Source organism: Nocardioides sp. NPDC000445, from assembly GCF_040300245.1.
Taxonomy (GTDB): Bacteria; Actinomycetota; Actinomycetes; order Propionibacteriales; family Nocardioidaceae; genus Nocardioides.
Genome location: NZ_JBEPDH010000014.1, coordinates 131,887 through 153,675 on the forward strand (window position 1 = coordinate 131,887; position 21,789 = coordinate 153,675).

The 21,789-nt window shown below is 68.4% G+C and carries 20 protein-coding genes; 13 read left to right on the forward strand and 7 right to left on the reverse strand.

Features of this window, described 5'->3' with window-relative positions; translation table 11 throughout:
* The first annotated feature begins 223 nt into the window (after nucleotides 1-223).
* The 4 genes from ABT304_RS19345 to ABT304_RS19360 are packed head-to-tail and all read left to right on the forward strand — an operon-like array spanning nucleotide 224 to nucleotide 5,362.
* Complete coding sequence (locus tag ABT304_RS19345; RefSeq protein WP_350717591.1) at nucleotides 224-835, forward strand: RNA polymerase sigma factor; 612 nt, start codon at nucleotides 224-226, stop codon at nucleotides 833-835.
* A complete protein-coding gene (locus ABT304_RS19350; RefSeq protein ID WP_160026133.1) occupies nucleotides 835-1,344 on the forward strand; it encodes a hypothetical protein in 510 nt (169 codons plus the stop codon). Before ABT304_RS19345 ends, ABT304_RS19350 begins: the two co-directional genes overlap by 1 nt.
* A 12-nt stretch (nucleotides 1,345-1,356) precedes the next feature.
* Nucleotides 1,357-2,916 (forward strand): S8 family peptidase, encoded by a 1,560-nt coding sequence (locus tag ABT304_RS19355; RefSeq protein WP_350717593.1) that lies wholly within the window; start codon nucleotides 1,357-1,359, stop codon nucleotides 2,914-2,916.
* 7 nt (nucleotides 2,917-2,923) lie between these two features.
* Complete coding sequence (locus tag ABT304_RS19360) at nucleotides 2,924-5,362, forward strand: CHAT domain-containing protein (protein ID WP_350717594.1); 2,439 nt, start codon at nucleotides 2,924-2,926, stop codon at nucleotides 5,360-5,362.
* Between the two features lie 204 nt (nucleotides 5,363-5,566).
* Here ABT304_RS19360 and ABT304_RS19365 read toward each other — a convergent pair whose 3' ends face one another.
* From ABT304_RS19365 to ABT304_RS19375, 3 genes are all read right to left on the reverse strand, one after another.
* A complete protein-coding gene (locus ABT304_RS19365; protein WP_350717595.1) occupies nucleotides 5,567-6,172 on the reverse strand; it encodes a DUF5317 family protein in 606 nt (201 codons plus the stop codon).
* A gap of 384 nt (nucleotides 6,173-6,556) precedes the next feature.
* Entirely contained in the window at nucleotides 6,557-8,596 is a 2,040-nt protein-coding gene (locus ABT304_RS19370) for an acyltransferase family protein (RefSeq protein WP_350717596.1), read from the reverse strand.
* A 203-nt stretch (nucleotides 8,597-8,799) separates the two neighbouring features.
* On the reverse strand, nucleotides 8,800-9,594 hold the full coding sequence (locus ABT304_RS19375; RefSeq protein WP_350717597.1) for a deoxyribonuclease IV: 795 nt from the start codon (nucleotides 9,592-9,594) through the stop codon (nucleotides 8,800-8,802).
* A gap of 72 nt (nucleotides 9,595-9,666) precedes the next feature.
* Here ABT304_RS19375 and ABT304_RS19380 point away from each other — a divergent pair, with 72 nt between their 5' ends.
* The 7 genes from ABT304_RS19380 (at nucleotide 9,667) to rplI (ending at nucleotide 15,276) form a co-directional block, all read left to right on the forward strand.
* Nucleotides 9,667-9,987 carry a metal-sensitive transcriptional regulator gene (locus tag ABT304_RS19380; RefSeq protein ID WP_008355454.1) on the forward strand — a complete coding sequence of 107 codons (321 nt, stop codon included), beginning with the start codon at nucleotides 9,667-9,669 and terminating at the stop codon, nucleotides 9,985-9,987.
* 33 nt (nucleotides 9,988-10,020) lie between these two features.
* Nucleotides 10,021-10,224: a heavy-metal-associated domain-containing protein gene (locus ABT304_RS19385; RefSeq protein WP_350717599.1), complete on the forward strand. Its 204-nt coding sequence runs from the start codon at nucleotides 10,021-10,023 to the stop codon at nucleotides 10,222-10,224.
* A 5-nt stretch (nucleotides 10,225-10,229) separates the two neighbouring features.
* Entirely contained in the window at nucleotides 10,230-13,406 is a 3,177-nt protein-coding gene (locus tag ABT304_RS19390; protein WP_350717601.1) for a heavy metal translocating P-type ATPase, read from the forward strand.
* A 103-nt stretch (nucleotides 13,407-13,509) separates the two neighbouring features.
* On the forward strand, nucleotides 13,510-13,797 hold the full coding sequence (rpsF, locus tag ABT304_RS19395; protein WP_091044123.1) for a 30S ribosomal protein S6: 288 nt from the start codon (nucleotides 13,510-13,512) through the stop codon (nucleotides 13,795-13,797).
* A 110-nt stretch (nucleotides 13,798-13,907) separates the two neighbouring features.
* Nucleotides 13,908-14,504: a single-stranded DNA-binding protein gene (locus ABT304_RS19400; protein WP_160026141.1), complete on the forward strand. Its 597-nt coding sequence runs from the start codon at nucleotides 13,908-13,910 to the stop codon at nucleotides 14,502-14,504.
* Between the two features lie 71 nt (nucleotides 14,505-14,575).
* Nucleotides 14,576-14,812: a 30S ribosomal protein S18 gene (gene rpsR, locus ABT304_RS19405; protein ID WP_008355445.1), complete on the forward strand. Its 237-nt coding sequence runs from the start codon at nucleotides 14,576-14,578 to the stop codon at nucleotides 14,810-14,812.
* Nucleotides 14,813-14,823: 11 nt separating this feature from the next.
* A complete protein-coding gene (rplI, locus tag ABT304_RS19410) occupies nucleotides 14,824-15,276 on the forward strand; it encodes a 50S ribosomal protein L9 (RefSeq protein ID WP_160026142.1) in 453 nt (150 codons plus the stop codon).
* A gap of 146 nt (nucleotides 15,277-15,422) precedes the next feature.
* Here rplI and ABT304_RS19415 read toward each other — a convergent pair whose 3' ends face one another.
* Both ABT304_RS19415 and ABT304_RS19420 read right to left on the reverse strand, forming a co-directional pair.
* Nucleotides 15,423-15,998 (reverse strand): DinB family protein, encoded by a 576-nt coding sequence (locus ABT304_RS19415; RefSeq protein WP_350717603.1) that lies wholly within the window; start codon nucleotides 15,996-15,998, stop codon nucleotides 15,423-15,425.
* Between the two features lie 54 nt (nucleotides 15,999-16,052).
* Nucleotides 16,053-17,408 (reverse strand): MATE family efflux transporter, encoded by a 1,356-nt coding sequence (locus ABT304_RS19420; RefSeq protein ID WP_350717605.1) that lies wholly within the window; start codon nucleotides 17,406-17,408, stop codon nucleotides 16,053-16,055.
* Between the two features lie 471 nt (nucleotides 17,409-17,879).
* Here ABT304_RS19420 and dnaB point away from each other — a divergent pair, with 471 nt between their 5' ends.
* Both dnaB and ABT304_RS19430 read left to right on the forward strand, forming a co-directional pair.
* Nucleotides 17,880-19,310: a replicative DNA helicase gene (dnaB, locus tag ABT304_RS19425; protein ID WP_160026145.1), complete on the forward strand. Its 1,431-nt coding sequence runs from the start codon at nucleotides 17,880-17,882 to the stop codon at nucleotides 19,308-19,310.
* Between the two features lie 13 nt (nucleotides 19,311-19,323).
* A complete protein-coding gene (locus tag ABT304_RS19430; protein ID WP_350717607.1) occupies nucleotides 19,324-19,551 on the forward strand; it encodes a carbohydrate-binding protein in 228 nt (75 codons plus the stop codon).
* On the opposite strand, the gene ABT304_RS19435 is transcribed toward ABT304_RS19430, so the two are convergent.
* Nucleotides 19,541-20,788, reverse strand: coding sequence for a low temperature requirement protein A (locus ABT304_RS19435; RefSeq protein WP_350717609.1), 1,248 nt, complete (start codon nucleotides 20,786-20,788; stop codon nucleotides 19,541-19,543). The genes ABT304_RS19430 and ABT304_RS19435 overlap by 11 nt on opposite strands.
* On the reverse strand, nucleotides 20,788-21,786 hold the full coding sequence (locus ABT304_RS19440; RefSeq protein ID WP_350717611.1) for an alpha/beta hydrolase: 999 nt from the start codon (nucleotides 21,784-21,786) through the stop codon (nucleotides 20,788-20,790). Before ABT304_RS19440 ends, ABT304_RS19435 begins: the two co-directional genes overlap by 1 nt.
* Nucleotides 21,787-21,789 lie beyond the last annotated feature (3 nt).

The window sequence follows — 21,789 nt, forward strand, 5'->3', positions numbered from 1 at the left end:
CGTGAGCGTCTCACCGCCCCAATGTGGGGACAATCGCGCCGCTCCCTAGTGAGTCAGGGCCGTTGAGACGCTATTGTCAACGACCAGATGTATCACGGCTTGGGGCCCGGGCCTCCTTGTAGCCGTGACAGCAACTATGACCACCACGATGACGCGTCCGCGCGCCATCTGGCCCCCCACCGGCTCGCCGCCGATCCGGAGGCCACCGGTCGAGGAGGAGACTGTGACACGGGTACCACGGGGGATCGGTCATGCCGACGCACCTGTGACCGTGTGGTCCCGGGCCACGGCCGACTTCGACCGTTGGCTCAGCGGCGACTCCGCCGCCCTCGACGAGCTGGTCGCGACGATGACGCCCGTCCTGTGGCAGGTCGCGCGCTCCTACCGACTCTCTGCCGAGCAAGCGGAGGACGTCGTCCAGAACACCTGGCTGACCTTCGTACGCAAGCACTCCTCGATCCTCGACACCGCAGCCGTCGGCGCCTGGCTCACGCTGACCACGCGCCGTGAGGCGTGGCGGGTCGCGAAGCGATCCGGGCGGGACGTACCTGTGGAGGACGAGGCGCTCGAGTCCCGCGTCCCGACGCAGCGTTCCGCGGAGTCCCTGGTCGTCGAGGGCGACCGCAACTCCCTCATCTGGGCAGCCGTCGAGGGCTTGCCCGAGCGGTGCCGGCGACTGCTGCGCGTGGTCGCCTTCTCCGACCGGCCGGATTATGCCGGTCTGGCCGAAGAGCTCGACATGCCCATCGGCAGCATCGGCCCCACCCGCGGCCGCTGTCTCGGGAAGCTGCGGGACGCACTGCGCGCTGCGTTCGATGAAGGGGAGGTGTCGTGATGGGTCGCTCGGAGGAGCCCACTCGCGAAGAGCTGTTGGGCCTGGTTCGACAGGCTTATGTTGCTGGTGACCCCGTCCCCGGGGGCCTGATCTCCCGGATGCAGGCGGCCGCCGCAGGCGCCGCCGAGGAGTCCGGTCTCGGGCTCGACCTGGAGCTGATGCTCCTGGTGGAGTCCTCGGGTGCCGAGGCGGCCGGAGTACGCTCCTCCGCCCCTGCCTCCGCCCGCTCTGCCTACACGTTGCGCTTCGCCCAGTCCGGCGTGGATGTCCTGGTGCGTGTCGCATCCGACACCGACACCACCGCCCGCCTCGACGGCTGGGTCGTCCCCGGCTCACCCATGACCGTCCGCGCCGTCCGCGCCGACGATGTCCGTACGCCGATCGTCGCCGTCACCCTCGGAGCCTCGGGTCGCTTCGAGCTCACCTCGTTGCCCGCCGGCCTCATCCGGCTCCGCTTCGAGCCTGCCGACGGCTCTGCTGCTTTTCTGACCCCCACGTTCGAGATCTGACCAGGAGTACCAGTGCATCCCAAGAACGAGCCACGACTGTCGATGGCCTATGGATGGTCTGAAGCACGCCTGCTCGACCCCACCAACGCGATGGCGGTCGACGGCGTCGCTGCCGGTTCCACCGTCTACTCGTCGACCGTCCTGCTGATCTCCAAGTCGGTGGACTTCGATGACACCCTCAAGCGGATCGACAAGGCTGCCAAGGGCCTCGGATGGCGGGCCGAGCCCGAGGACGAAGCCGAGTGCGCCCGCGACCTGAGGTTTGGCGTACGCCGCGTTCGACTGGGCATTCGCCCGGGTAAGGCCGCACAGGCCCCGGATGCTTGGACCGTCCTGCAGATGCTTCGAGCCGACTCGAAGGACGGCACTCGAGGGATCAGTCTGGAGCACGTGCTCGTTCCAGCTCCTGAAACCGGCGCTGACCCGCATAACCGGCCCAACCCTCACAACCGCCCAAATCCTCACAACAGGCCGAACCCTCACAATCGGCCGAATCCGCATAATCGCCCTAACCCTCACAACCGCCCAAACCCCGATGACGGGTACGACCCGTTTGGGACGGGCGGCCGCCAGCCTGTGGCTTACATCGGTTCGCCCCCTGCGCGGCATCGGGATGACGAACTTGATGGCGATCGGCCGGTGGTCGCCATTCTGGATACGGGTTGTGGAGAGCACCCTTGGCTCGATTTCGTCGAGCGCGACGTGCGGCTCGGAGAGCATCACATCGGTTGGCCGGCGAGTGTTCCCAACTCGGAGGTGGATGAAGACCAAGTCGGTCCCCTCGACGGAATGATCGACGACCTAGCTGGCCATGGAACATTCATCAGCGGCCTGGTCCACCAGGCATGCCCAGATGCCGACATCTACTCGTGGCGGATCGTTCCACCCGAGGGGTCAGTTGCCGAGACCGACTGGATTACCGCACTCGCACAGATCGCTGAATTGGTTCATCTATACCGAAAGGGCGACCCGCGCGGGCGCAGGATCGATGTGCTGAGCCTGTCGATCAGCTATTACCACGAGACCCCGTCAGATGCGCTCTTCGATCCGACGTTGTATGAGATCCTCGCGGACCTTTCCGCGAACGGGACGCTGGTTGTCTGCTCCGCAGGCAACGACGCCACGACCCGACCGAGCTTCCCGGCGGCTTTCGGTCCATGGAGCGACGGTTCTGGTCCAATCGCTCAAGATCCTGACGTGCTTCCCATCGTTTCCGTGGGCGCGCTGAACCCGAACGGAACGACTGATGCGCTTTTCAGCAACGCGGGGCCGTGGGTGCGAGCGCATGAGATCGGCGCGAGTGTGTTGAGCACACTGCCTGTAACCTTCGACGGGGGCTACCAGCCTGGTGTCGAGACTGACCACCTCGGTCGAACTCGAGCGTCCCTCGACCCAGACGACTACTCAGGGGGATTCGCCATCTGGAGTGGCACGTCCTTCGCTGCACCTCTGCTTGCGGGGAAGATCGCTCAGTGGCTCCTCGACCATGGGCAGCCAGGCGACGAGGAGCAGGACAAGAAGCGAGCGTGGGCGGCGCTAGAGGCGCTGACCACGCTCAAGCCCCTGGCTTGATGCGGTGATGAGCAGTGCGGAGGAGCTTCATCAGATGGGCGTCGGCGCGTCCGTCTCCGGTGACGTGTCCGAAGCGCAACGCCTGCTCAACAAGGCGCGCGAGCTTGCCGTGGCAGAGGGCAACAACGAAGTGCAAGCTCGTGCGGAGTCGACGCTGGCCTATTTGGCGGCAGATGAGTCCAACTTCGACAAGGCACTGGACCTGCTCGACCGGGCGTTGACCCTCGACGGATTGAAGACGAAGACGTCGGGCGCACTTCTGCAACAAAGGGCGACGCTCTTGCGGCGGGCCGGACGTGCGGCAGAGTCGCTCGCCGTCTTCGGGGAAGCCATCCGGGCGCTGGCTAACCATCCCGGTGACCTGGCTGATGCGTACCTTAACCGTGGCACCGTGCACCTCGACCGTTTTGATCTCAAGGCAGCTGTTGAGGACTTCCGGAAGGCCGCGGACAGTTATCTGGAAACAGGCAACGATCTCGCGGCAGCTCAAGCTGACCACAACCGGGCGTACGCGCTCTTTCTCTCCGGAGATCTGGTCGGCGCGCTGGCGCTGATGGAGTCGTCGTATGCCCTGCAAGCCGCTGCCGGACCGCTGGTGAAGGCGGTGTGTGACGCCGACCGGGCCGAAGTGCTCATGGCGGCGGGGCTGACCCGGCAGGGCGGCGAGATGTTGCGGCAGGCGGCGGAGGCGTACGGATCGAAGGGGCAGCGGCAGCGGCAGGGCGAGGCGGAGTTGGTGCTGGCGTCGCACCTGGTGGCGACAGACCCGGCCGAGGCCGAGCGAGTGGCACGTTCGGCGCTCGGGCGGTTCGAAGAGGCTAAGGCGCCAGGGCTGGCGCTGAGGGCGCGGGCGGTGGCTTTCGAGGCGGCGGTGACCGCCCGCGAGGATCCGAGCGAGGACGGCGAGGCGCTGGCGGGTCCGCTCGAGGAGCAAGGCCTGAATTGGCCCGCGCTCCGCGTGCGTTTGCAGGCCCGGCTCGCGCGCATTCGTTCGGTAGAGAATGCCGGCCTGCCGACGAGACCAGCAAGTGGCAGGGTCATCGGCCCGGTGGCCCCCGAGGCTCCCATCGACATCCGCCTGCTGGAGCGGGAGCTCCGAGCCGAGCTGGCCGTGGCCGCTGGCCGGACCGTAGCCGGACTTCGCGAACTGCGGGCCGGACTCGATGACTTCCATCTGTGGCAGAGCTCGTTCGGCAGCCTCGACCTGCAGACCAACGTCGCTGGACACGGGCGGACCTTGGCCAGGCGCGGCCTGGAGCTGGCCGTCGAGTCGGGCGAGACCGAGGTGCTCTTCGAGTGGTCTGAGCGGTCGCGGATGCTGGCGTCGCGGGTCCAGCCGGTGCGGCCGCCGTCTGATCCTCAGCTCGCCGCCGACCTGGCCGAGTTGCGCGGTGAGGTGTCGCCCGAACGCGAGCACGAGCTGCGTGAGCAGATCCGTCAGCGAGCCTGGCGGGTCAAGGGATCGGGCCAGGTCTCCGACCCGATCTCACTGCCTGACCTGCGTGAACGCATCGGAGGTCATGCGCTCGTCGGTTACGTCGTCGCTGCGGGACGGATCGTCGCGCTCGTCGCGACCGACGACGCGGCCACCCGGATCGACCTCGGCGAGCAGGCTGCGCTCGGGTCGCTCTTGGGTGGCCTGCTGCCGGATCTCGACGTCGCCGCGACCGACCTCCCAGGGCCTTTGGGTGCCGCCGTACGCGGCGATCTGACTGCCCGGCTCCAGCAGCTCTCCGACCTGCTTGTCGCGCCGATCCTGGACCGGATCGGCGATCGGCCGGTCGTGCTGACTCCCTCGGCGGTGCTGGCGGCCGTGCCATGGACGCTCCTGTCGGGCTTCACCGGCCGACCCGTCACGGTGGCCCAGAGCGCCACCGCCTGGCTGAGCCGCGCCGACACCCCGCTGCGCACCCAGGTGGCCGGGTTCGTCGCCGGACCCCGCGTCATGCGCGCCGCCGACGAGGTCGCCCACAGCGCCACCGCCTGGCGCGGCTCGCGCATCCTCACCGGCGCCGACGCGACGGCATCTGCCGTCTCCGCGCTGGCGGCCGAGGTCGACGTGCTCCACCTGGCCGCCCACGGCCACCACTCCGCCGACAACCCGCTCTTCTCCGGCCTCGAGCTCGCCGACGGCACCTGGTACGGCTATGACATCGACGGCCTCGCCGCCGTCCCCGACGTCGTGCTCCTCTCGGCCTGCGAGGTCGGACGCTCGACCATCCGCTGGGGCGAGGAGCTGATCGGCCTGGTCGGAGCCTGGTTGCACGCCGGCGCCCGCGCCGTGATCGCGTCGCCCGCGGTGGTGGCCGATGAGGCGGCGTACGAGGTGTTCAGCCGTCTCCACGGTGCGCTTGCGAAGGGCCTCGCCCCCGCCGAGGCGCTCGCGGAGTCCCTCCCCGCCGTAACCACCGACGCTCCGCCGGCTCCGTTCGTCTGCTTCTCGTAGCGACCTTGACGGTTTGGTGATGGGCGAAGGCCCGGTAAGCCCTCGCCCATCACGTTGGATCTAGTGGGGCTGGTTATGTGGCGCGGCGAACGCGTAGACCGCCAGGGCCGTGGTGACGGCGGTGGTCGCCGCAAGGTAGGCGCGTGCCTTCAGTCCGTTGCTCATTGCTCCTCCTCTCGTGGGGTAGAGGTGAGATCGGCGCGGTTACGCCGATGGCTGGGCGGAACTCTCCGATGTGGAGCCGGTGGCAGAAGAGGCCGAAGCGCTGGGCTGGTAACAGGCGATGACCAGCAGCACCAAGCCAGGGAGGAGGAGTAGGTCGCCGAGGCTGATGACCTTCATCAGGACGGGGATGGGGATGAGGTCAGCGAGCGGAATCCACAGCGGTGACACGTCGTCCAGGCGGATGTAACCGGGCGCGTCGGTCGCCAGCTCGGCGCTGGAATAGCCGGCGATGCGTGCCCCTTGGAGGCTGTACGGCATCGCTCCGAGGGCCGCGATCGGTATCGAGTTCGACGCGGTCCCAAGCGGGATGAGTGACAGCGCCCATCGGCCTGAGCGCCGAGACCAGAGCGAGCGATTCAGCCAACAGAACGCAATTGCGATGACCAGGGCGAGGCCGGCATACGCCCGCCGTTCCACACGCTCGTCGACCTGATCCGGCCACAGGCCTTCCACGTGCATGAACTGCAGGGCGGCGGCCAGGACGATCAGCCACTTCCCGCGAAGTCGTGTCAGGGACAGTGCGACGTTCGGGCGGGCGACGATGATGAGGCCGATCAGGGCGGGCAACACCATCAGGGTGAGCATTCCTGGGCCTGGCATGCGCAGCAACGTAGCAGCGCGGGAGTGGCGCCGGGAGGGGATTTACACAGCCTTCACCGCTGGAAGCAGGCGGGGAAGAAAATCTCGAAGTCGGTGTATCAGGGGGCCGGCGGCGAACTCCTTGGGACTGTCCGGACCGAGATTCGGGGGAATTCGGTTCGGACGCTGGCGCCGCCGCCTTGGGGGAGGCAGGCGGTTTCGGGGCCACAACGTGGGTTGGGCAAGAGGGGGATGCCCAACCCACGAGTGGCCAAGACATGGGCCGGGCGGGGCGGTGAGGGGATTGACTGCCCCGCCCGGCAACCTTCGATTCTTCCGCGCCGACGCGGCTACGGCAATGGTTCCGCCGCCGCAGAACTGAAATGTGTTCTAGGCGGAACGGTCGAGGCGGCCGAGGCGCTTGCCGAGTGCGGGAGTGACCCGGTCGACCCAGGTCGCGGTGATGTGGGAGTCGTCGTAGTAGGTCACGACGTCACCGACGACGAGCGGGCAGCGCTCGGTGCAGACCAGGTCGACGATGTCGACGTACGCGGCCTCGGTGCCCTCGAGCGCCTCCTGGGTCACCTCGTTGGAGTCGACCTCGGTGCCGTCGGGCTTCACGACGCAGTCCTCGAGGAGGTTGCGGGCGTCGGAGAGACACTCGCCGGGGTCGCTGTCGACGGCGGGGACATCGGCGAAGACGCGTACGTCCGGGGTGACCTTCTCGAAGGCGCTGACACCGTGGCGTACGCCTTCGCGCCACTGCTCCTCGGTCGAGACGCCGTCGCGCTCCTCCATGTCGAGCATGCCGCGGGCGCCGACGACGATCGTGTCCGGATCGAGCTCGGCGATCTGCTCGTTGGTCCACGACCGGAAGTCCTCGCACTCCTCGACGGTCATCTTCGAGGACTTCTGCTTGACGCCGTACGCAGCGCAACCGAGCTTCACGAACGGGACCAGCTTCACGTGCTGGCGCTCGGCGAGGGTGTCGAGGGCCGGCAGCCACATCCCGATGTGGGAGTCGCCGACCACCGCGACGGTGCGCTCTGCCTTGCCGTCGCCGTAGACGCAGTCGCCGTCGAGCTTGGTCTCGCCGTAGCCGGCGTAGCAGTAGCCGCCGCGCTCGGCCCACGAGTCGGTGGCGTCGAACTCGACCTCCGGCGGCAGTGGTGCGCCCTCCTCGGCGGCCTTGACCGTCTTCTTCAGCACGCCGGTGACCGGCTTGTCGTCGGTCTCGAGGACGTCGGGGTTCTCCTTGAACCACTCCTTGGCGTTGGCCTTGGCGACGTCGACCTGGTAGCCGGCGTACGCCTGCGAGCTCGTGCCCGCGACCAGGGCGAGAGCGGCGGCGGCGGGCCAGAGCGCGAGCGCGCGGCGGCCCTTGGTGAGATGCGGGATCTTGTGGCGCTGGAACGGCATCTCGATCCAGTGGTAGCTCGCCGCGGAGGCGGCCAGGATGAGCGCCAGCATGATGAGCAGCTGGCGGACGCCGCCGCCGGGGATGGCCTCGGGGGCGAGGATCAGGATCGGCCAGTGCCACAGGTAGAGGCTGAACGAGATGTCACCCAGGTAGCGCAGCGGCTGCTTCGAGAGCAGCCAGCCGGTCGGGGTGGCGGGGCCGGCGACCAGGAGTGCGACCGTGGCGAGCACCGGGACCAGGGCGTGCCAGCCCGGGAAGTGCGTCGCCTCGCTGAAGCTGGTCGTGGCGTAGACGAGGGTGCCGACACCGGCGATGCCGAGGGCGGCTGCGTACGGCTTCTTGATCCGGGTCAGTCGTCCGGCGACGCAGGCGAGCAGCGCGCCGGCGGCGAGCTCGAACGCCCGCGCCGGGGTGGAGAAGTAGGCCGTGGTCGGGTCGGCAGCGGTGGCGTGCAGCGACCAGGCGAGGCTGACCACCGCCACGAGCGCTGCGAGCGCGGTGATCGCGCGGCGGCGGTGGTGCTTCGGGATCCAGAGGGCGACTGCGAGCACCAGCAGCGGCCAGACGACGTAGAACTGCTCCTCGACCGAGAGCGACCAGTAGTGCTGGAACGGCGAGGGCGCGGCGTTGTTGAAGTAGTCGACCGCCTCCTTCGCGAAGTGCACGTTCGCCAGGAAGACCGCCGCCCAGCCTGCGTCGCCCGCGATCTGGTCGGTGCGCGTCTGGGGCAGGACGATCGCGCTGTAGGTGAGTACGACCAGCATCGTCGCGGTCGCCGCCGGCAGGATGCGGCGGGCGCGGCGAGCGTAGAACTGACTGATGCTGACTCTGCCGCTGCGGTCGGTCTCACGCAGCAGCAGAGTGGTGATCAGGAACCCGGAGAGGACGAAGAAGACGTCGACTCCGACGAACCCTCCCTCGAATCCTGAGAGCCCCGCGTGTCCTGCGATCACTAGACCGACAGCGACGGCACGGAGACCTTGAACATCGGCGCGCCAATTCGAACCCATTCGATCAACAATAAGTCAATGGCCCGGTTGGGTCATAGCCGACGGTCCCGCTGGGTGGTCTGATTCTCAGCCGATTCTTCACCTTTGGCGAGCGAGACCGCGGCTGTGGCGAACGAATCTTCGGTTGTGGTGGACGAATGTGCAGTTTCGTCCGTCAGAACTCACGTCTCGGCTGACAGAAGTGAAGATTCGGTGAGAATCGGTCAGAGTCGCTCGCGGAGCCAGGCGAAGTCGCTGGTGTGCTCCGCTGCACCGCCCGGGGTCTCGCAGATCACCGGGGCCCCGGCGTCGCGGACCACGCCGGCGAGGAGGTCGGGGTCGATGCGGCCGGCCCCGAAGTTGGCGTGGCGGTCGGCGCCCGAGTCGAACTCGTCGCGGGAGTCGTTGCAGTGGACCAGGTCGATCCGGCCGGTGATCTTGAGGACGTCCTCGACCACGGTCTCGAGCGGGTTGCCGCCGGCATGGGCGTGGCAGGTGTCGAGGCAGAAGCCGACGTTCTCCGCGCCTTCGGCGGTGGAGATGGCCTCCCAGACGCCGGCGATCCGGTCGAGGTAGCGCGCCATCGCGTTGTCGCCGCCCGCGGTGTTCTCGATCAGGAGGGGGACCTTGATGTCGGTCGCCTCGATCGCCTTGCGCCAGTTGTCGAAGCCCTTCGCCGGGTCGTCGTCCTTGTTGACGTGGCCGCCGTGGACGATCAGGCCCTTGGCGCCGACCTCGGCCGCGGTGTCCATGTGCTGCTGGAGGAGCTTGCGGCTCGGGATCCGGATCCGGTTGTTCGTCGTGGCGACGTTGATGATGTAGGGCGCGTGGACGTAGAGATCGACACCCTGCTCCTCCGCGCGCGCCTTGAGGGCGGCCGCGCCGTCCGCGTACGTCACCACCGGGCCCTTGTAGGACTGCGGATCGCCCAGGAAGAACTGCACCAGGCTCGCGCCGCGCGCGGTCGCCTCGGCAACGGGGTCGGTCTGGTCTACGTGGGCACCGATCGCAACAGCCATGGGTCCAGTCTAGGGCGCGGCGCCGACATATGTTGGCTTGACTTCATACCTTACGGGGGTATGGTAGGCCGCATGGACGAGCACACCGGGCCCGAAGGCCACGCGGATCACGGATACCTCCACAACAAGAACAAGGAGGCCTATCTCAAGCGCCTCAAGCGCATCGAAGGTCAGGTGCGCGGGCTGCAGCGGATGGTCGAGGACGAGGCGTACTGCATCGACATCCTCACCCAGGTCTCCGCCTCGACCAAGGCGCTCCAGGCCGTCGCCCTCGGGTTGCTCGACGAGCACCTCGGTCACTGCGTCGCCGGCGCGGTCCAGAACGGTGGCGCCGAGGCCGACGAGAAGCTCGCCGAGGCCTCTGCCGCCATCGCTCGCCTCGTCCGGTCCTGATTGTCAACAATCCAACAACCCAGAGAGATTCTCATGAGCACCCAGAACTTCACTGTCGTCGGTATGACCTGCGGACACTGCGCCTCCTCCGTCACCGAAGAGGTCACCGGGATCGCCGGTGTGAGCAACGTCGACGTCGACCTGGCCTCGGGCAACGTCACCGTCACCGCCGCTGAGCCGATCTCGGACGACGCGATTCGCGCGGCCGTCGAGGAGGCCGGCTACTCGCTGGCCTGATCATGATGACCCCCACCGCCGCGAATCCGACCGAGCAACAGCTCGAGATCGAGGGCATGACCTGCGCGAGCTGCGTGCGCCGTGTCACCAAGGCCATCAGCCGTGTCGAGGGTGTCGAGGACGCCAACGTCAACCTCGCCACCGAGACCGCCCTCGTTCACTTCGACCCCACCCGCACCGACCTCGCCGAGATCAGCGCCGCCATCGAGAAGGCGGGCTATCAGGCCGTCCTGAGATCGTCGACTGTCGACAATCCGCAGGAGCCGCACATCGACGAGGCGGCGACGTCTGAGTCGGGTCGGGACGTACGCCGCGCGGAAGAGCTCGTCCAGCTCAAGCGGCGGTGGGTCACGGCCCTGGCGGTGGGGCTCGGCCTGATGGCCTTGATGTACGTCCCGCTCCCCGTCGACGCCATGGAGCCGGTGATGTCGATCGTGCTCGTGGTCGCCGCGATCACCCAGTGGTGGGCGGGTCGGGACATCTACGTCGCGGCGGCTCGAGGCGCACGCCACGGGACGGTCGACATGAACACCCTGGTCACGCTCGGCACCGGCATCGCCTTCGCCTACAGCGCCTTCGTGACCCTGTGGATGGGGCAGGCCGAGGCGTGGGGCCTGCCGCTCCACCTCTACTTCGAGACCGCCCTGGTCATCGTCGCGCTGGTGCTGATGGGCCGCTGGCTCGAGGCCCGGGCGAAGTCGCGTACGGCCGACGCGGTCAAGGCTCTCGTCGGCCTCATGCCGGAGACGGCCACGGTGGTCCGCAACGGCCGTGACGTCACGGTCCCGGTCGCGAACCTGCAGGTCAACGACCGGATTCGCGTACGCGCCGGGGAGAAGGTCCCGGTCGACGGCCGCATCGTCGCCGGATCGTCCTACGTCGACGAGTCCATGCTCACCGGCGAGAGCGACCCGGTGCGGAAGGCCGAGGGCGACATCGTCATCGGCGCGACGATCAACCAGACCGGCTCGTTCGAGATCGAGGCGACCGCGGTCGGCTCCGAGACCACGCTGGCGCAGATCATCGCCATGGTCGAGTCTGCCCAGGGCTCCGGCACCAAGCTGCAGCGGCTGGCCGACCGGGTCTCGGCGGTGTTCGTGCCCGCCGTCCTCGTCGTGGCAGCGCTGACCTTCATCGGGTGGCTGGTCCTCGGCCCCGACGCCGAGCGTCTGACCAGCGCCGTCACCGCGGCCATCGCGGTCCTCATCATCGCCTGCCCCTGCGCCCTCGGCCTGGCCACGCCGGCCGCCGTCATGGTCGGCGCCGGCCGCGCCGCCGAGCTCGGCGTACTCGTCGGCTCCGGCGAGACCCTGGAGCGCGCCCGCTCCGTCACCGCCATCGTCTTCGACAAGACCGGCACGATCACCCACGGCAAGCCCGAGGTCTCCGAGATCGTCCCTGCCCCTGGCTGGACCCGCGACGAGCTGGTCCGGATCGCCGCCGCCGCCGAGACCGGCAGCGACCACCCCCTCGCCACCGCACTCCGAGCCCGTGCCGAGGCCTCGGCCGACACCGGGCACGCGGAGGTCTCGGCGTTCGAGGCCCACCCGGGGCGCGGGATCAGCGCGTACGTCGACGGGCGCCGGGTCGTCGTCGGCAACTCGGCGATGCTGGCCGAGGACGGCATCGACGCCGCCGACAACGGCTCCGTCCTGGTCGCGGTCGATGGCACGTACGCCGGGTCGATCCGGGTCGCGGACCAGGTCCGCGACGAGGCCAAGGAGACCGTGCGCCTGCTCGAGGAGTCGGGCGTCGAGGTGCACATCCTCAGCGGCGACGCGGCCGCGACGGTGGCGAAGGTGGCCGACGAGGTCGGCGTACGTCACGCCGCCGGCGGCCTGCTGCCCGAGCAGAAGCTCGCCCGGATCCAGCAGCTCCAGGACGAGGGCAAGGTCGTCGCGATGGTCGGCGACGGGATCAACGACGCCCCGGCGCTGGCCCAGGCCGACGTCGGGATCGCGATCGGCACCGGCACCGACGTCGCCCTGGCAGCCTCCGACATCACCCTCGTGGGCGGCGACCTCCGCGGCGTGGTGACCGCGCTGGCGCTCTCCCGGCGTACCGTCGCGACGATCAAGCAGGGCTTGTTCTGGGCGTTCGCCTACAACGTGCTCCTCATCCCCGTCGCCGCGCTCGCCCTTCTCGACCCGGTCCTCGCCGGCGCCGCGATGGCGATGAGCTCGGTCAGCGTCGTCACCAACGCGCTGCGCCTGCGCGGCTTCCGCCGCCCCGAGACCCCCGAGGCGTACGCCGGCCGGGGCTTCGTCACCCGCGTCCGCGACGGCGGGTACCTCCTGGTCACGGCCGTGATCGCGATCTCGATCGGGGCCGGCCTGACCTACTTGAGCCGCACCGAGCCCGCTCAGCGCGGGATGAACGGCATCCTGGAATGGGCGCAGGGGATGAGCCCGATGCGTCCGTCGATGACGGAGATGCACGAGGTCGACATCGCCCCCGTCGCCTCCGAGGAGTCGGGCATCGACGTCGCGATCACGCAACGTGAGGGTGGGCTCCGGTTCCTCGTCACGGACGCCGCGACCGGCGACCCGGTCACCGACCTCGGCCGCACCCACCAGGCCTGGATGCACGTGATCGTGACCAGCCAGGACCTCTCCTGGTTCCGCCACCTCCACGCCGAGCCGACCGGCCGGCCGGGCGAGCTCGAGACCGACGTGACCTTCCCTGCCGGAGGCACCTACCGCGTCGACACGGAGTTCCGGCGCCGGGCCGACATGGCCGATGTGCTCGACCGGCAGCAGCTCACCGTCGAGGGTACGCAGCCCCCGGCCGTCCCGCTGGAGGCGAGCCCGAGATCGTCGACTGTCGACAATCTGACCGTCACGCTCGAGGGCACGCCGGTCGCCGACCAGCAGAGCGACCTGCACTTTCGCTTCGAGGACAGCACCGGGAAGGTTGTCGACGATCTACAGCCCTACCTCGGGGCGGCCGGCCACGTCGTGGTCATGAGCGCGGACGGCGAGACGTTCGTGCACGGCCACGCCGAAGGCGACGAGCTGGCGGTCCCCGGTGCCTCGTTCGGGCCCGAGCTCGGGCTGCACCTGGACGTACCGAAGGCTGGTCTCTACCGCCTCTGGGCCCAGTTCCGGCTCGGCGACGGAGAGGTGATCACGGTGCCGTTCACGGTCGAGGCCGTGGATTCGGCCACGGAAACCGCTGGTTGATACCCTGACTCGTCCCTCTCCACAGATGGAGATGGGACATCGCATCAGCCCTCCTGCCATGGAGAGACCATGGCCGCCGAGTCCGTAGGAGGTGGAGAACGCTATGCGCGCCTATGAAGTAATGGTGATCCTCGAGCCCAGCCTCGATGAGCGCACCGTCGCCCCGACCCTTGACAAGTTCCTGAAGGTCGTCACCACTGATGGTGGCACCGTCGAGAACGTTGACGTCTGGGGACGCCGTCGTCTGGCCTATGAGGTCAACAAGAACGCCGAGGGCATCTACGCCGTCGTCAACCTGACCGCCGAGCCCAAGACCGTTCTGGAGCTCGACCGCCAGCTTGGCCTCAACGAGCAGATCCTGCGTACGAAGGTCATCCGTCCGTCCAAGTGACGCGGATGTCACCGTCGGTAATTGTCGGTGCGGGGTCCTATGTTTGGGCCCATACGGGAAATAGCTCCTGAACCGACACCGACACCCAGATCAGACTCAAGGGAGATCTCATGGCAGGCGACACCGTCATCACCGTGATCGGCAACCTCACCGACGACCCGGAGCTTCGCTTCACGCCGTCCGGTGCAGCCGTTGCCAACTTCACGATTGCTTCGACGCCCAGCAGCTTCAACCGTCAGACCAACGCGTGGGAGGACGGGGAGACCCTCTTCCTGCGCTGCTCGATCTGGCGCCAGGCTGCTGAGAACGTCGCCGAGTCCCTGCAGCGCGGCATGCGTGTCGTCGCTCAGGGTCGCCTGAAGTCGAGGTCCTACGAGACGCGTGAGGGCGAGAAGCGCACTGTCTTCGAGCTCGAGTGCGACGAGATCGGTCCCTCGCTCCGCTACGCGACCGCCAAGGTCACCAAGGCCAGCCGCCAGTCCGGCGGCCAGGGTGGCGGCGGCGGTTACAACCAGGGTGGCGGCGGTGGCTACAACCAGGGTGGTGGCTACGGCGGCCCCCAGGGCGGTGGCCAGCAGGCTCCGGCCGGTGGCAACGACCCGTGGGCCTCGCCGGCTCCGCAGCAGCCCGCCAACGCGGGCGGCGGCGCGCCGGCCAACGACCCGTGGGCGACCCCGGGCGTGGGCAACGACGAGCCTCCCTTCTGATCAACAGATCCACATTCCGAATCCCTCAACCATTCCGGCGCTCGCCGGGCTTCTAGAAAGGAAGCACCACAATGGCCAAGGCAGTGATTCGCAAGCCTAAGAAGAAGGTTTGCCAGTTCTGCAAGGAGAAGGCGACCGGTGTCGACTACAAGGACGCCACCCTCCTCCGTAAGTTCATCTCCGACCGCGGCAAGATCCGTGCCCGTCGCGTGACCGGCAACTGCGTCCAGCACCAGCGCGACGTGGCCATCGCCGTCAAGAACGCGCGCGAGGTTGCTCTGCTGCCCTACACCTCCACCGGTCGCTGAGGAGGATCGACATGGCTACCAAGATCATCCTTCAGCAGGAGGTCACCGGGCTGGGTTCCGCCGGTGACGTCGTCGAGGTCAAGGACGGCTACGCCCGCAACTACCTGATCCCGCGTGGCGACGCCATCCGTTGGAGCCGCGGCGCCGAGTCGCAGGCCGACTCGATCAAGGCTGCTCGCTCGGCTCGCTCCGTGCGCGACGAGGCTCACGCCGCCGAGATCAAGGGCAAGCTCGAGGCCAACACGGTCAACGTGAAGGTCCGCGCCGGCAAGGACGGCCGCCTCTACGGCGCCGTCACCGCCGCCGACATCGCCTCCGCGGTCTCCGAGACCACCGGCGAGTCGATCGACAAGCGCACCATCGCGCTGGGCAACCCGATCAAGGCGCTCGGTGCTCACGAGGTCTCCGTCAAGCTCCACGACGAGGTGTCCGCCAAGCTGGCCCTCAACGTGGTCCCCGCTTGATCTAGGGATTCACCCAGGCCCGCCTCCTCCGGGAGGCGGGCCTGTTCGTTTTCGCCGAGAAGTCAGGTACGTCGGCCGAGCCGTCACTCAGGTCGTTCGACCGGGCACCTGAATGCCATCTCGGCCGACGCGAATGACGCCTCGGGTCAGAACTTGTTGGCGATGTCGGTCAGCTTCGCGACGTACGCCGGCCAGTCGTACTCCGGCGGGATGTTGTCTCCCGCCTTGCGCCAGCCGACGGCACCGTCGGCCTCTTCACGAAGGATGTCGGCCTGTCCGCCGTGACCGGCGAGATCGGCGAAGAGGTGGACCATCATCTGGTGCAGGGTGACCTCCTCGCCGCCCCAGTGCGGTACGTGGCCGACCGCGTCGATCGGGAGCGCGTCGATCGTCTCGTTGCCGTGGGCGATGACGCGGCGGTAGAGATCGATGATCTCCGCGGCCGTCTCCTCTTCGGTGGCGTACCAGTCTGCCTGCGGATCGATGTCGAACTGCTCGGCCGAGATCAGTTGCTCCGGATGCGGGAACGGACGGTCGAAGGTCGCCCCGAGGTAGACGGCCTCGACCCCGATGACGTGCTTGATGATGCCGAGCAGGTTGGTGCCGGTCGGCGTACGCGGCAGCCGCGCCTCCCGCTCCGAGAGGCCCTCGACCTTGGAGATCAGCGCCTCGCGGCGGGCATCGATGTACGTCTTCAGGGTGCTCTTCGGATCGGCGGGCATGTCCTGACCTTGACGCCAACCCGGGCGCAGCGCAACCGAGTATGTGGGTGAGGCTCAGGCGCCGGTGACCAGCCAGCGGTCGCTGCGGGCACGGAGCGTCAGCACCACGAAGCGCGCGCCCATGAAGCCGACCGCGAAGGTGATCCACACCCACACCAGCCCACCGCCGAGGGCGACGGCCAGCGCGACGAGCGGGACATACGCCACAAGGGTCCAGACCCCACCCCAGGCCAGATAGCGCCCGTCGCCGGCGCCGATGAGCACCCCGTCGAGGACGAAGACGACGCCCGCGATCGGCTGCGCGATCGCCGCCACGATCACCACCGGCACCAACAGCTCGCGCACCGCCTGGTCCTCGGTGAAGAGTGCGCCGAGGAACGGAGAGAGAGCAGCCAGGAGCACGCCGGCCACGACGCCGATCACAACGCCCCACCACACCATCCGGGCCGTGATGGCTCGCGTCTCCCGGGTGTCGCCTGCCCCGAGCGACCGCCCGGTCAGCGCCTGGGCGGCGATCGCGATCGCATCGAGCACGAACGCCAGGAACGTCCACAGAGTGAAGGCGATCTGGTGGGTCGCCAGGGCGACGGCCTGGTCGCCGACGGCGAGGTGGGTGACGGCGTACGTCGTGACCAACAGCGCGATCCGCAGCGTCAGCGTGCGAACCACGAGCGCTACGCCGGCCCGCGCGGAGGCCCGGATCCCGGGCGCATCCGGGTGCAGCGGTACGCCTTGGCCGCGGGCGGCCCGCACCACGACGTACGTCAGCATCCCGGCCGCCAGCACCTGCGCGATCACCGAGCCGATCGCCGAGCCGGCGATGCCGAGCCCGGCGCCGTAGACGAGGGCGAGGTTGAGCACGATATTGAGTACGTTGGCAACGACCGCCGCGACCAGCGGGGTCTTGGTGTCCTGCAGTCCGCGGAGCACGCCGGTGGCCGCGAGCATCATCAGCAGCGGTGTCACCCCGAGGACGGCGATCCGGAGGTAGGTGGTCGCGGGGCCGACCACCTCGTCGCCTGCGCCGACCGCCCGGCTGAGCGGCTCGGCCAGAACCATCACCGGGATCGTGACGACGACCCCGATGATCACCGCGAGCCAGATCCCGTCGATGCCCTGTCGAAGCGCGCCGGCGGTGTCGCCGGCGCCGATGCGGCGGGCGACCGATGCTGTGGTGCCGTACGCGAGGAAGACGCAGAGCCCGACGATCGTCTGGAGCACGACGCCCGCGACACCGAGGCCGGCGAGCTCGCGGGTGCCGAGATGACCGACGATCGCGGAGTCCGCCAGCAGGAAGAGCGGCTCGGCGACGAGGGCCAGAAAGGCGGGGATCGCGAGCCGCCAGATCTCCTTGTCGAGGCCCCGGCGGTCGGTCTTCGAGTAGCTCTTCGCATCCGCCCGGCTCGTCACGGTCTCAAGGTTAGACACCGTCGGCGCGAGGCGTTGTTCAGGGCAGGTGGAAAACCTGTGGAAAACATCGTTGCGGCGCTATGTCGACAAAACGCCCAAGGGCGCACGACGATCTCGGCGATGAACCCCGATGGGCTGCCGACTTTCTTTCGTCCACAGCCTATGGACAACAAAGCCCCAGGTCAGAGCGGCTTTACCAATCGGATGAGCCTAGTTATGCACAGGCAGTTCCCCAGGCTGTTCACATTGACCAGGGTGTCGTCCACCGCTATCCCCCGGTTATCCCCAGGGCCTGTGGATAACCTGCTGTCGCCGATGTGGGATGCGACGTAGTCTCACGGAGACTTGAGGGTGTCGTCGAGGGTCGGCCCAGGACTGCGCGAGCAGAACTGTCGGTGCCCACCCGTAGCGTGGAACCGAATCGACCGAGATCACGCCGCGACGATCCGCAGACCACGGAGGGGCAAGGGAATGAGCGTCACTGAGACCGGCTCGATGGGCGGTCCGGGCGACTTCCCGGAGCCGCCGTTCGAGGAGTGGGGCGACGGCCCCGCGGCGTACGAACCGGGCAACGCCCCGCGCGCGGTCAACGACCGCACGCCACCGCAGGACATGGCTGCCGAGCAGGCCGTCCTCGGTTCGATGCTGATCTCGAAGGATGCCATCGCCGACGTCTCCGAGACGCTGCGCGGCACCGACTTCTACCGCCCGACGCACGAGACCATCTACGACGCGATCATCGATCTCTACGGTCGTGGTGAGCCCGCCGACATGGTCACCGTCGCCGACGAGCTGCGCCGCAAGGGTGAGCTGGAGCGCATCGGTGGCGCTCCTTACCTGCACACGCTCGCCTCGAACGTCCCGATCGCCGCCAACGCCGGTTACTACGGCGAGATCGTCCGCGAGAAGTCGGTCCTGCGCCGCCTGGTCGAGGCCGGCACCAAGATCGTGCAGATCGGCTACGCCGGCGAGGGCGAGGTCGACAACATCGTCGACGAGGCCCAGGCCGAGGTCTTCAAGCTCACCGACAAGCGCTCCGGTGAGGACTACTCCCCGCTCGCCGACATCATGGATGGCGTCCTCGACGAGATCGAGGCCATCTCCAACCGCGAGGCCGGCCTCTACGGCGTACCCACCGGCTTCGCCGACTTCGACGAGCTCACCAACGGCTTCCACTCCGGCCAGATGATCATCGTCGCTGCCCGACCCGCGATGGGTAAGTCGACCCTGGCTCTCGACTTCTGTCGTGCGGCCTCGATCCACAACAACCTGACCAGCGTCTTCTTCAGCCTGGAGATGAGCCGCTCCGAGATCACCATGCGTCTCCTGAGCGCCGAGGCCAAGGTGCCGCTCAACCACATCCGCAACGGCAACATGTCCGACGACGACTGGAACAAGCTGGCCCGCAAGATGGGCGAGGTCTCCAGCGCGCCGATGTTCATCGACGACAGCCCCAACATGACGATGATGGAGATCCGCTCCAAGGCCCGAAGGCTCAAGCAGCGCCACGATCTCCGGCTCATCGTCATCGACTACCTCCAGCTGATGAGCTCCGGCAAGAAGGTCGAGTCCCGTCAGCTCGAGGTCTCCGAGTTCTCCCGTCAGATCAAGCTGCTGGCCAAGGAGCTCGAGGTCCCGATCATCGCGCTGTCCCAGCTCAACCGTGGTTCCGAGCAGCGCGCCGACAAGCGCCCGGCCGTCTCCGACCTCCGTGAGTCGGGATCGCTGGAGCAGGACGCCGACATGGTCGTCCTCCTCCACCGCGACGACGTCTACGAGAAGGAGTCGACCCGCCCCGGCGAGGCCGACGTGATCATCGCCAAGCACCGCAACGGCCCCACCCGCGACCTCGTCGTCGCCTTCCAGGGCCATTACAGCCGCTTCGTCGACATGGCCCACTGACGAGGACCTGCACGTGTACGTCCTCGACCCGAGCGGTGCACCGACGGACCCGCCCGAGGTCGCCGCGTCCGCGAGCCTCGGCCGGATCGGGCCGCTCCCGGTACGGCTGGACACCGTCGCCACTGGCGAGCGCCTGGGGCGTATCGATGTGCCCGTCTCAGGGACCTGGAAGCTCGCCGTCACCGTTCGGACATCCGACATCGACGAGTTGACCAGGACGACCGACGTCCCTATCCGCTGAGAGTCTGCGGAGCGAGCGAAGCTGCGAGATCGCGGTGTCCGATGAGCTCGAACCACGCGATGGGAATGACGGCCGCTATCGCGATCACCGCCAGGCCCACGGCGATGGAGACGCCCGCCGCGATCAGGACGACCGCCAGGCTGGTCACCGCAGCGGTGCCGATGATCAGGGCGAGGTGACGTCGGTTGCCGACCCTGACCAGGGTCTTCCACTGGGCGTAGAGCATCCAGACGAAGGTCACGAATGGGACCGCGACCGTCAGGACCGTGGGCACGGGCCCGATCTGGGAATCGTGCTCGAGGTGGAGAGCAGCCACGTGCAAGCCGGCACCGACGGCCACGATCGCGCCCACGATGATGTGGTGTCCGTAGGACCAGAAGAACACCCGCTCCCGGTGGACTCGCAGGACGAGCGCTGACGGGACGGTGAAGTACATCCACCACATCGCGAGCGCGAGCCCGATCCCCGCGGTCGCGGTCACGGCCGCATCGATGCTCCAGCCCGCGGGACCGTGCACTGTTGCCGACACCGCGGCGACGGTGCCGAAGACGACCTCGCCGAGGGCGACGATGACCAGGAGGCCGTAGCGCTCCGCAACGTGGTCGGCGTTCCAGGGAGTCCCGCCCTTCCCGCGCTGCGCGATCACCGGCCCGACCGTCTCGATCGCCAGCAGCGCCACTCCGATGACTGCCGCAGCGGGGAGCGGAAGGGCGGCCGCCACGAGCAACGTCCATCCGGCCTGGGCGATGGCGATGGTCCAGAAGTACGTCATCAGCGCCGGCCGTCGTGCCGGGTCGCTGTGCGCCGCCCGCAACCATTGGACGGCCATCGGCACGCGCATGACGACGTAACCGCCGACCACGATGCCGTAGCCGCCGTTCTCGGCCCCGGCGAGCGAGGCGAACATCTCGGGCAACCCGAGCGCGACGATGCCGACGCCGACCATCTGCACCATGGTGGTGAACCGGCAGATCCAGTCGTCCTCGTCGTACGCCGATGCGAACCAGGTGTAGCTGCCCCAGGCCCACGAGATCAGGACGACCCCGAGGCTGAATCCGACGACCCCGGCGACTGGCCGGCCCGCCGCGACGTGGTGCGCCAGCTCGTCAGCCGCTTGTCCGAAGGCGACGATGAACACCAGGTCGTACAGCAGCTCCAGCGGGGTGGCCGATCGGTGCTGCTCGGCCGGCGAGCGACCCACCAGACTGCGGCGGCGGTGCGCGAGCGCGGTGGCCATCAGCTCGTGGGCCTCGGGTCGCGGAGTACGCGCGAGAGCCAGTCGGTTCGGGCGGCGCGTGCTGTCTGCGATACCTGGGCCTGGGGGAAGAGCGCATCGAAACCATGGAAGCCGCCGGCCCAGACGTGGAGCTCGGCCTGCCCGCCCGCTGCCCAGATACGGGACGCGTACGCGACATTCTCATCGCGGAAGACCTCGGCACTGCCGGCGTCGACATAGGTGGTCGGCAGCCCGGCGAGATCCTCGGCGAGCGCAGGGGAGACGTAGCCGGGCACCCCGCCATCGCCACGATCGGCAAGGTCGCCGAGGACCGATCGCCAGCCGAACTCGTTCGCCTCGCGGGACCAGACACCGGGACCCGTGAACTGACGGCTGGACTCCGTCGTGTTGCGATGGTCGAGCATCGGGCAGATCAGGACCTGAGCTGCGATCGCCGGGCCTTGTCGATCGCGCGCGAGCAGGGTGGTGCCGGCCGCGAGCCCGCCGCCGGCGCTCGTACCGGCGACGATGATCCGAGCCGGATCGATGTCGAGCTCGTCCGCGTGCGAGGCCACCCAGCTGAGTCCGGCATAGCAGTCCTCGACGAGCGTCGCTCCCGATGCCTCGGGCGCGAGGCGGTAGTCGACCGACACCACGGTGGCGCCGAACCTCCGGAGCCAGTCGAGCGGGATGTCGACCTGGGAGAAGCGGTCACCCATGACCATCCCACCGCCGTGCACCCAGTAGACACACGGAGCCGGCGTGCGGGGCTCGCCGCCTCTGGCCGGTGTGAGGACCGTGAGAGGGATGGGTACGCCGTCGAAGCCGGGGACGGTGATGTCGCGCCTGCTCAGGTCGTGCCCAGCAAGCGCGACGTCCGCGTCGACGGTCGCGAACGGGCGGATCAGGGGAAGGGTCTCCGCGCTGAGGGGAGGTACGTCGGGCATGTCGGCGAGCAGGGTGCTGAGCTCGGGATCGAGGCTCGGCCGGGCGGTCGTCATGGCGGATGCGTGGTCCATCGC

What these genes read in the sequence shown, in the direction of transcription:
- ABT304_RS19350 (WP_160026133.1), top strand. Translation starts at nt 835, where the DNA reads ATGGGTCGCTCGGAGGAGCCCACTCGCGAAGAGCTGTTGGGCCTGGTT.
- ABT304_RS19360 (WP_350717594.1), top strand. Translation starts at nt 2,924, where the DNA reads ATGAGCAGTGCGGAGGAGCTTCATCAGATGGGCGTCGGCGCGTCCGTC.
- ABT304_RS19365 (WP_350717595.1), bottom strand. Translation starts at nt 6,172, where the DNA reads ATGCTCACCCTGATGGTGTTGCCCGCCCTGATCGGCCTCATCATCGTC.
- ABT304_RS19370 (WP_350717596.1), bottom strand. Translation starts at nt 8,596, where the DNA reads ATGGGTTCGAATTGGCGCGCCGATGTTCAAGGTCTCCGTGCCGTCGCT.
- ABT304_RS19375 (WP_350717597.1), bottom strand. Translation starts at nt 9,594, where the DNA reads ATGGCTGTTGCGATCGGTGCCCACGTAGACCAGACCGACCCCGTTGCC.
- ABT304_RS19380 (WP_008355454.1), top strand. Translation starts at nt 9,667, where the DNA reads ATGGACGAGCACACCGGGCCCGAAGGCCACGCGGATCACGGATACCTC.
- ABT304_RS19385 (WP_350717599.1), top strand. Translation starts at nt 10,021, where the DNA reads ATGAGCACCCAGAACTTCACTGTCGTCGGTATGACCTGCGGACACTGC.
- ABT304_RS19390 (WP_350717601.1), top strand. Translation starts at nt 10,230, where the DNA reads ATGACCCCCACCGCCGCGAATCCGACCGAGCAACAGCTCGAGATCGAG.
- rpsF (WP_091044123.1), top strand. Translation starts at nt 13,510, where the DNA reads ATGCGCGCCTATGAAGTAATGGTGATCCTCGAGCCCAGCCTCGATGAG.
- ABT304_RS19400 (WP_160026141.1), top strand. Translation starts at nt 13,908, where the DNA reads ATGGCAGGCGACACCGTCATCACCGTGATCGGCAACCTCACCGACGAC.
- rpsR (WP_008355445.1), top strand. Translation starts at nt 14,576, where the DNA reads ATGGCCAAGGCAGTGATTCGCAAGCCTAAGAAGAAGGTTTGCCAGTTC.
- rplI (WP_160026142.1), top strand. Translation starts at nt 14,824, where the DNA reads ATGGCTACCAAGATCATCCTTCAGCAGGAGGTCACCGGGCTGGGTTCC.
- ABT304_RS19415 (WP_350717603.1), bottom strand. Translation starts at nt 15,998, where the DNA reads ATGCCCGCCGATCCGAAGAGCACCCTGAAGACGTACATCGATGCCCGC.
- dnaB (WP_160026145.1), top strand. Translation starts at nt 17,880, where the DNA reads ATGAGCGTCACTGAGACCGGCTCGATGGGCGGTCCGGGCGACTTCCCG.
- ABT304_RS19435 (WP_350717609.1), bottom strand. Translation starts at nt 20,788, where the DNA reads ATGGCCACCGCGCTCGCGCACCGCCGCCGCAGTCTGGTGGGTCGCTCG.
- ABT304_RS19440 (WP_350717611.1), bottom strand. Translation starts at nt 21,786, where the DNA reads ATGGACCACGCATCCGCCATGACGACCGCCCGGCCGAGCCTCGATCCC.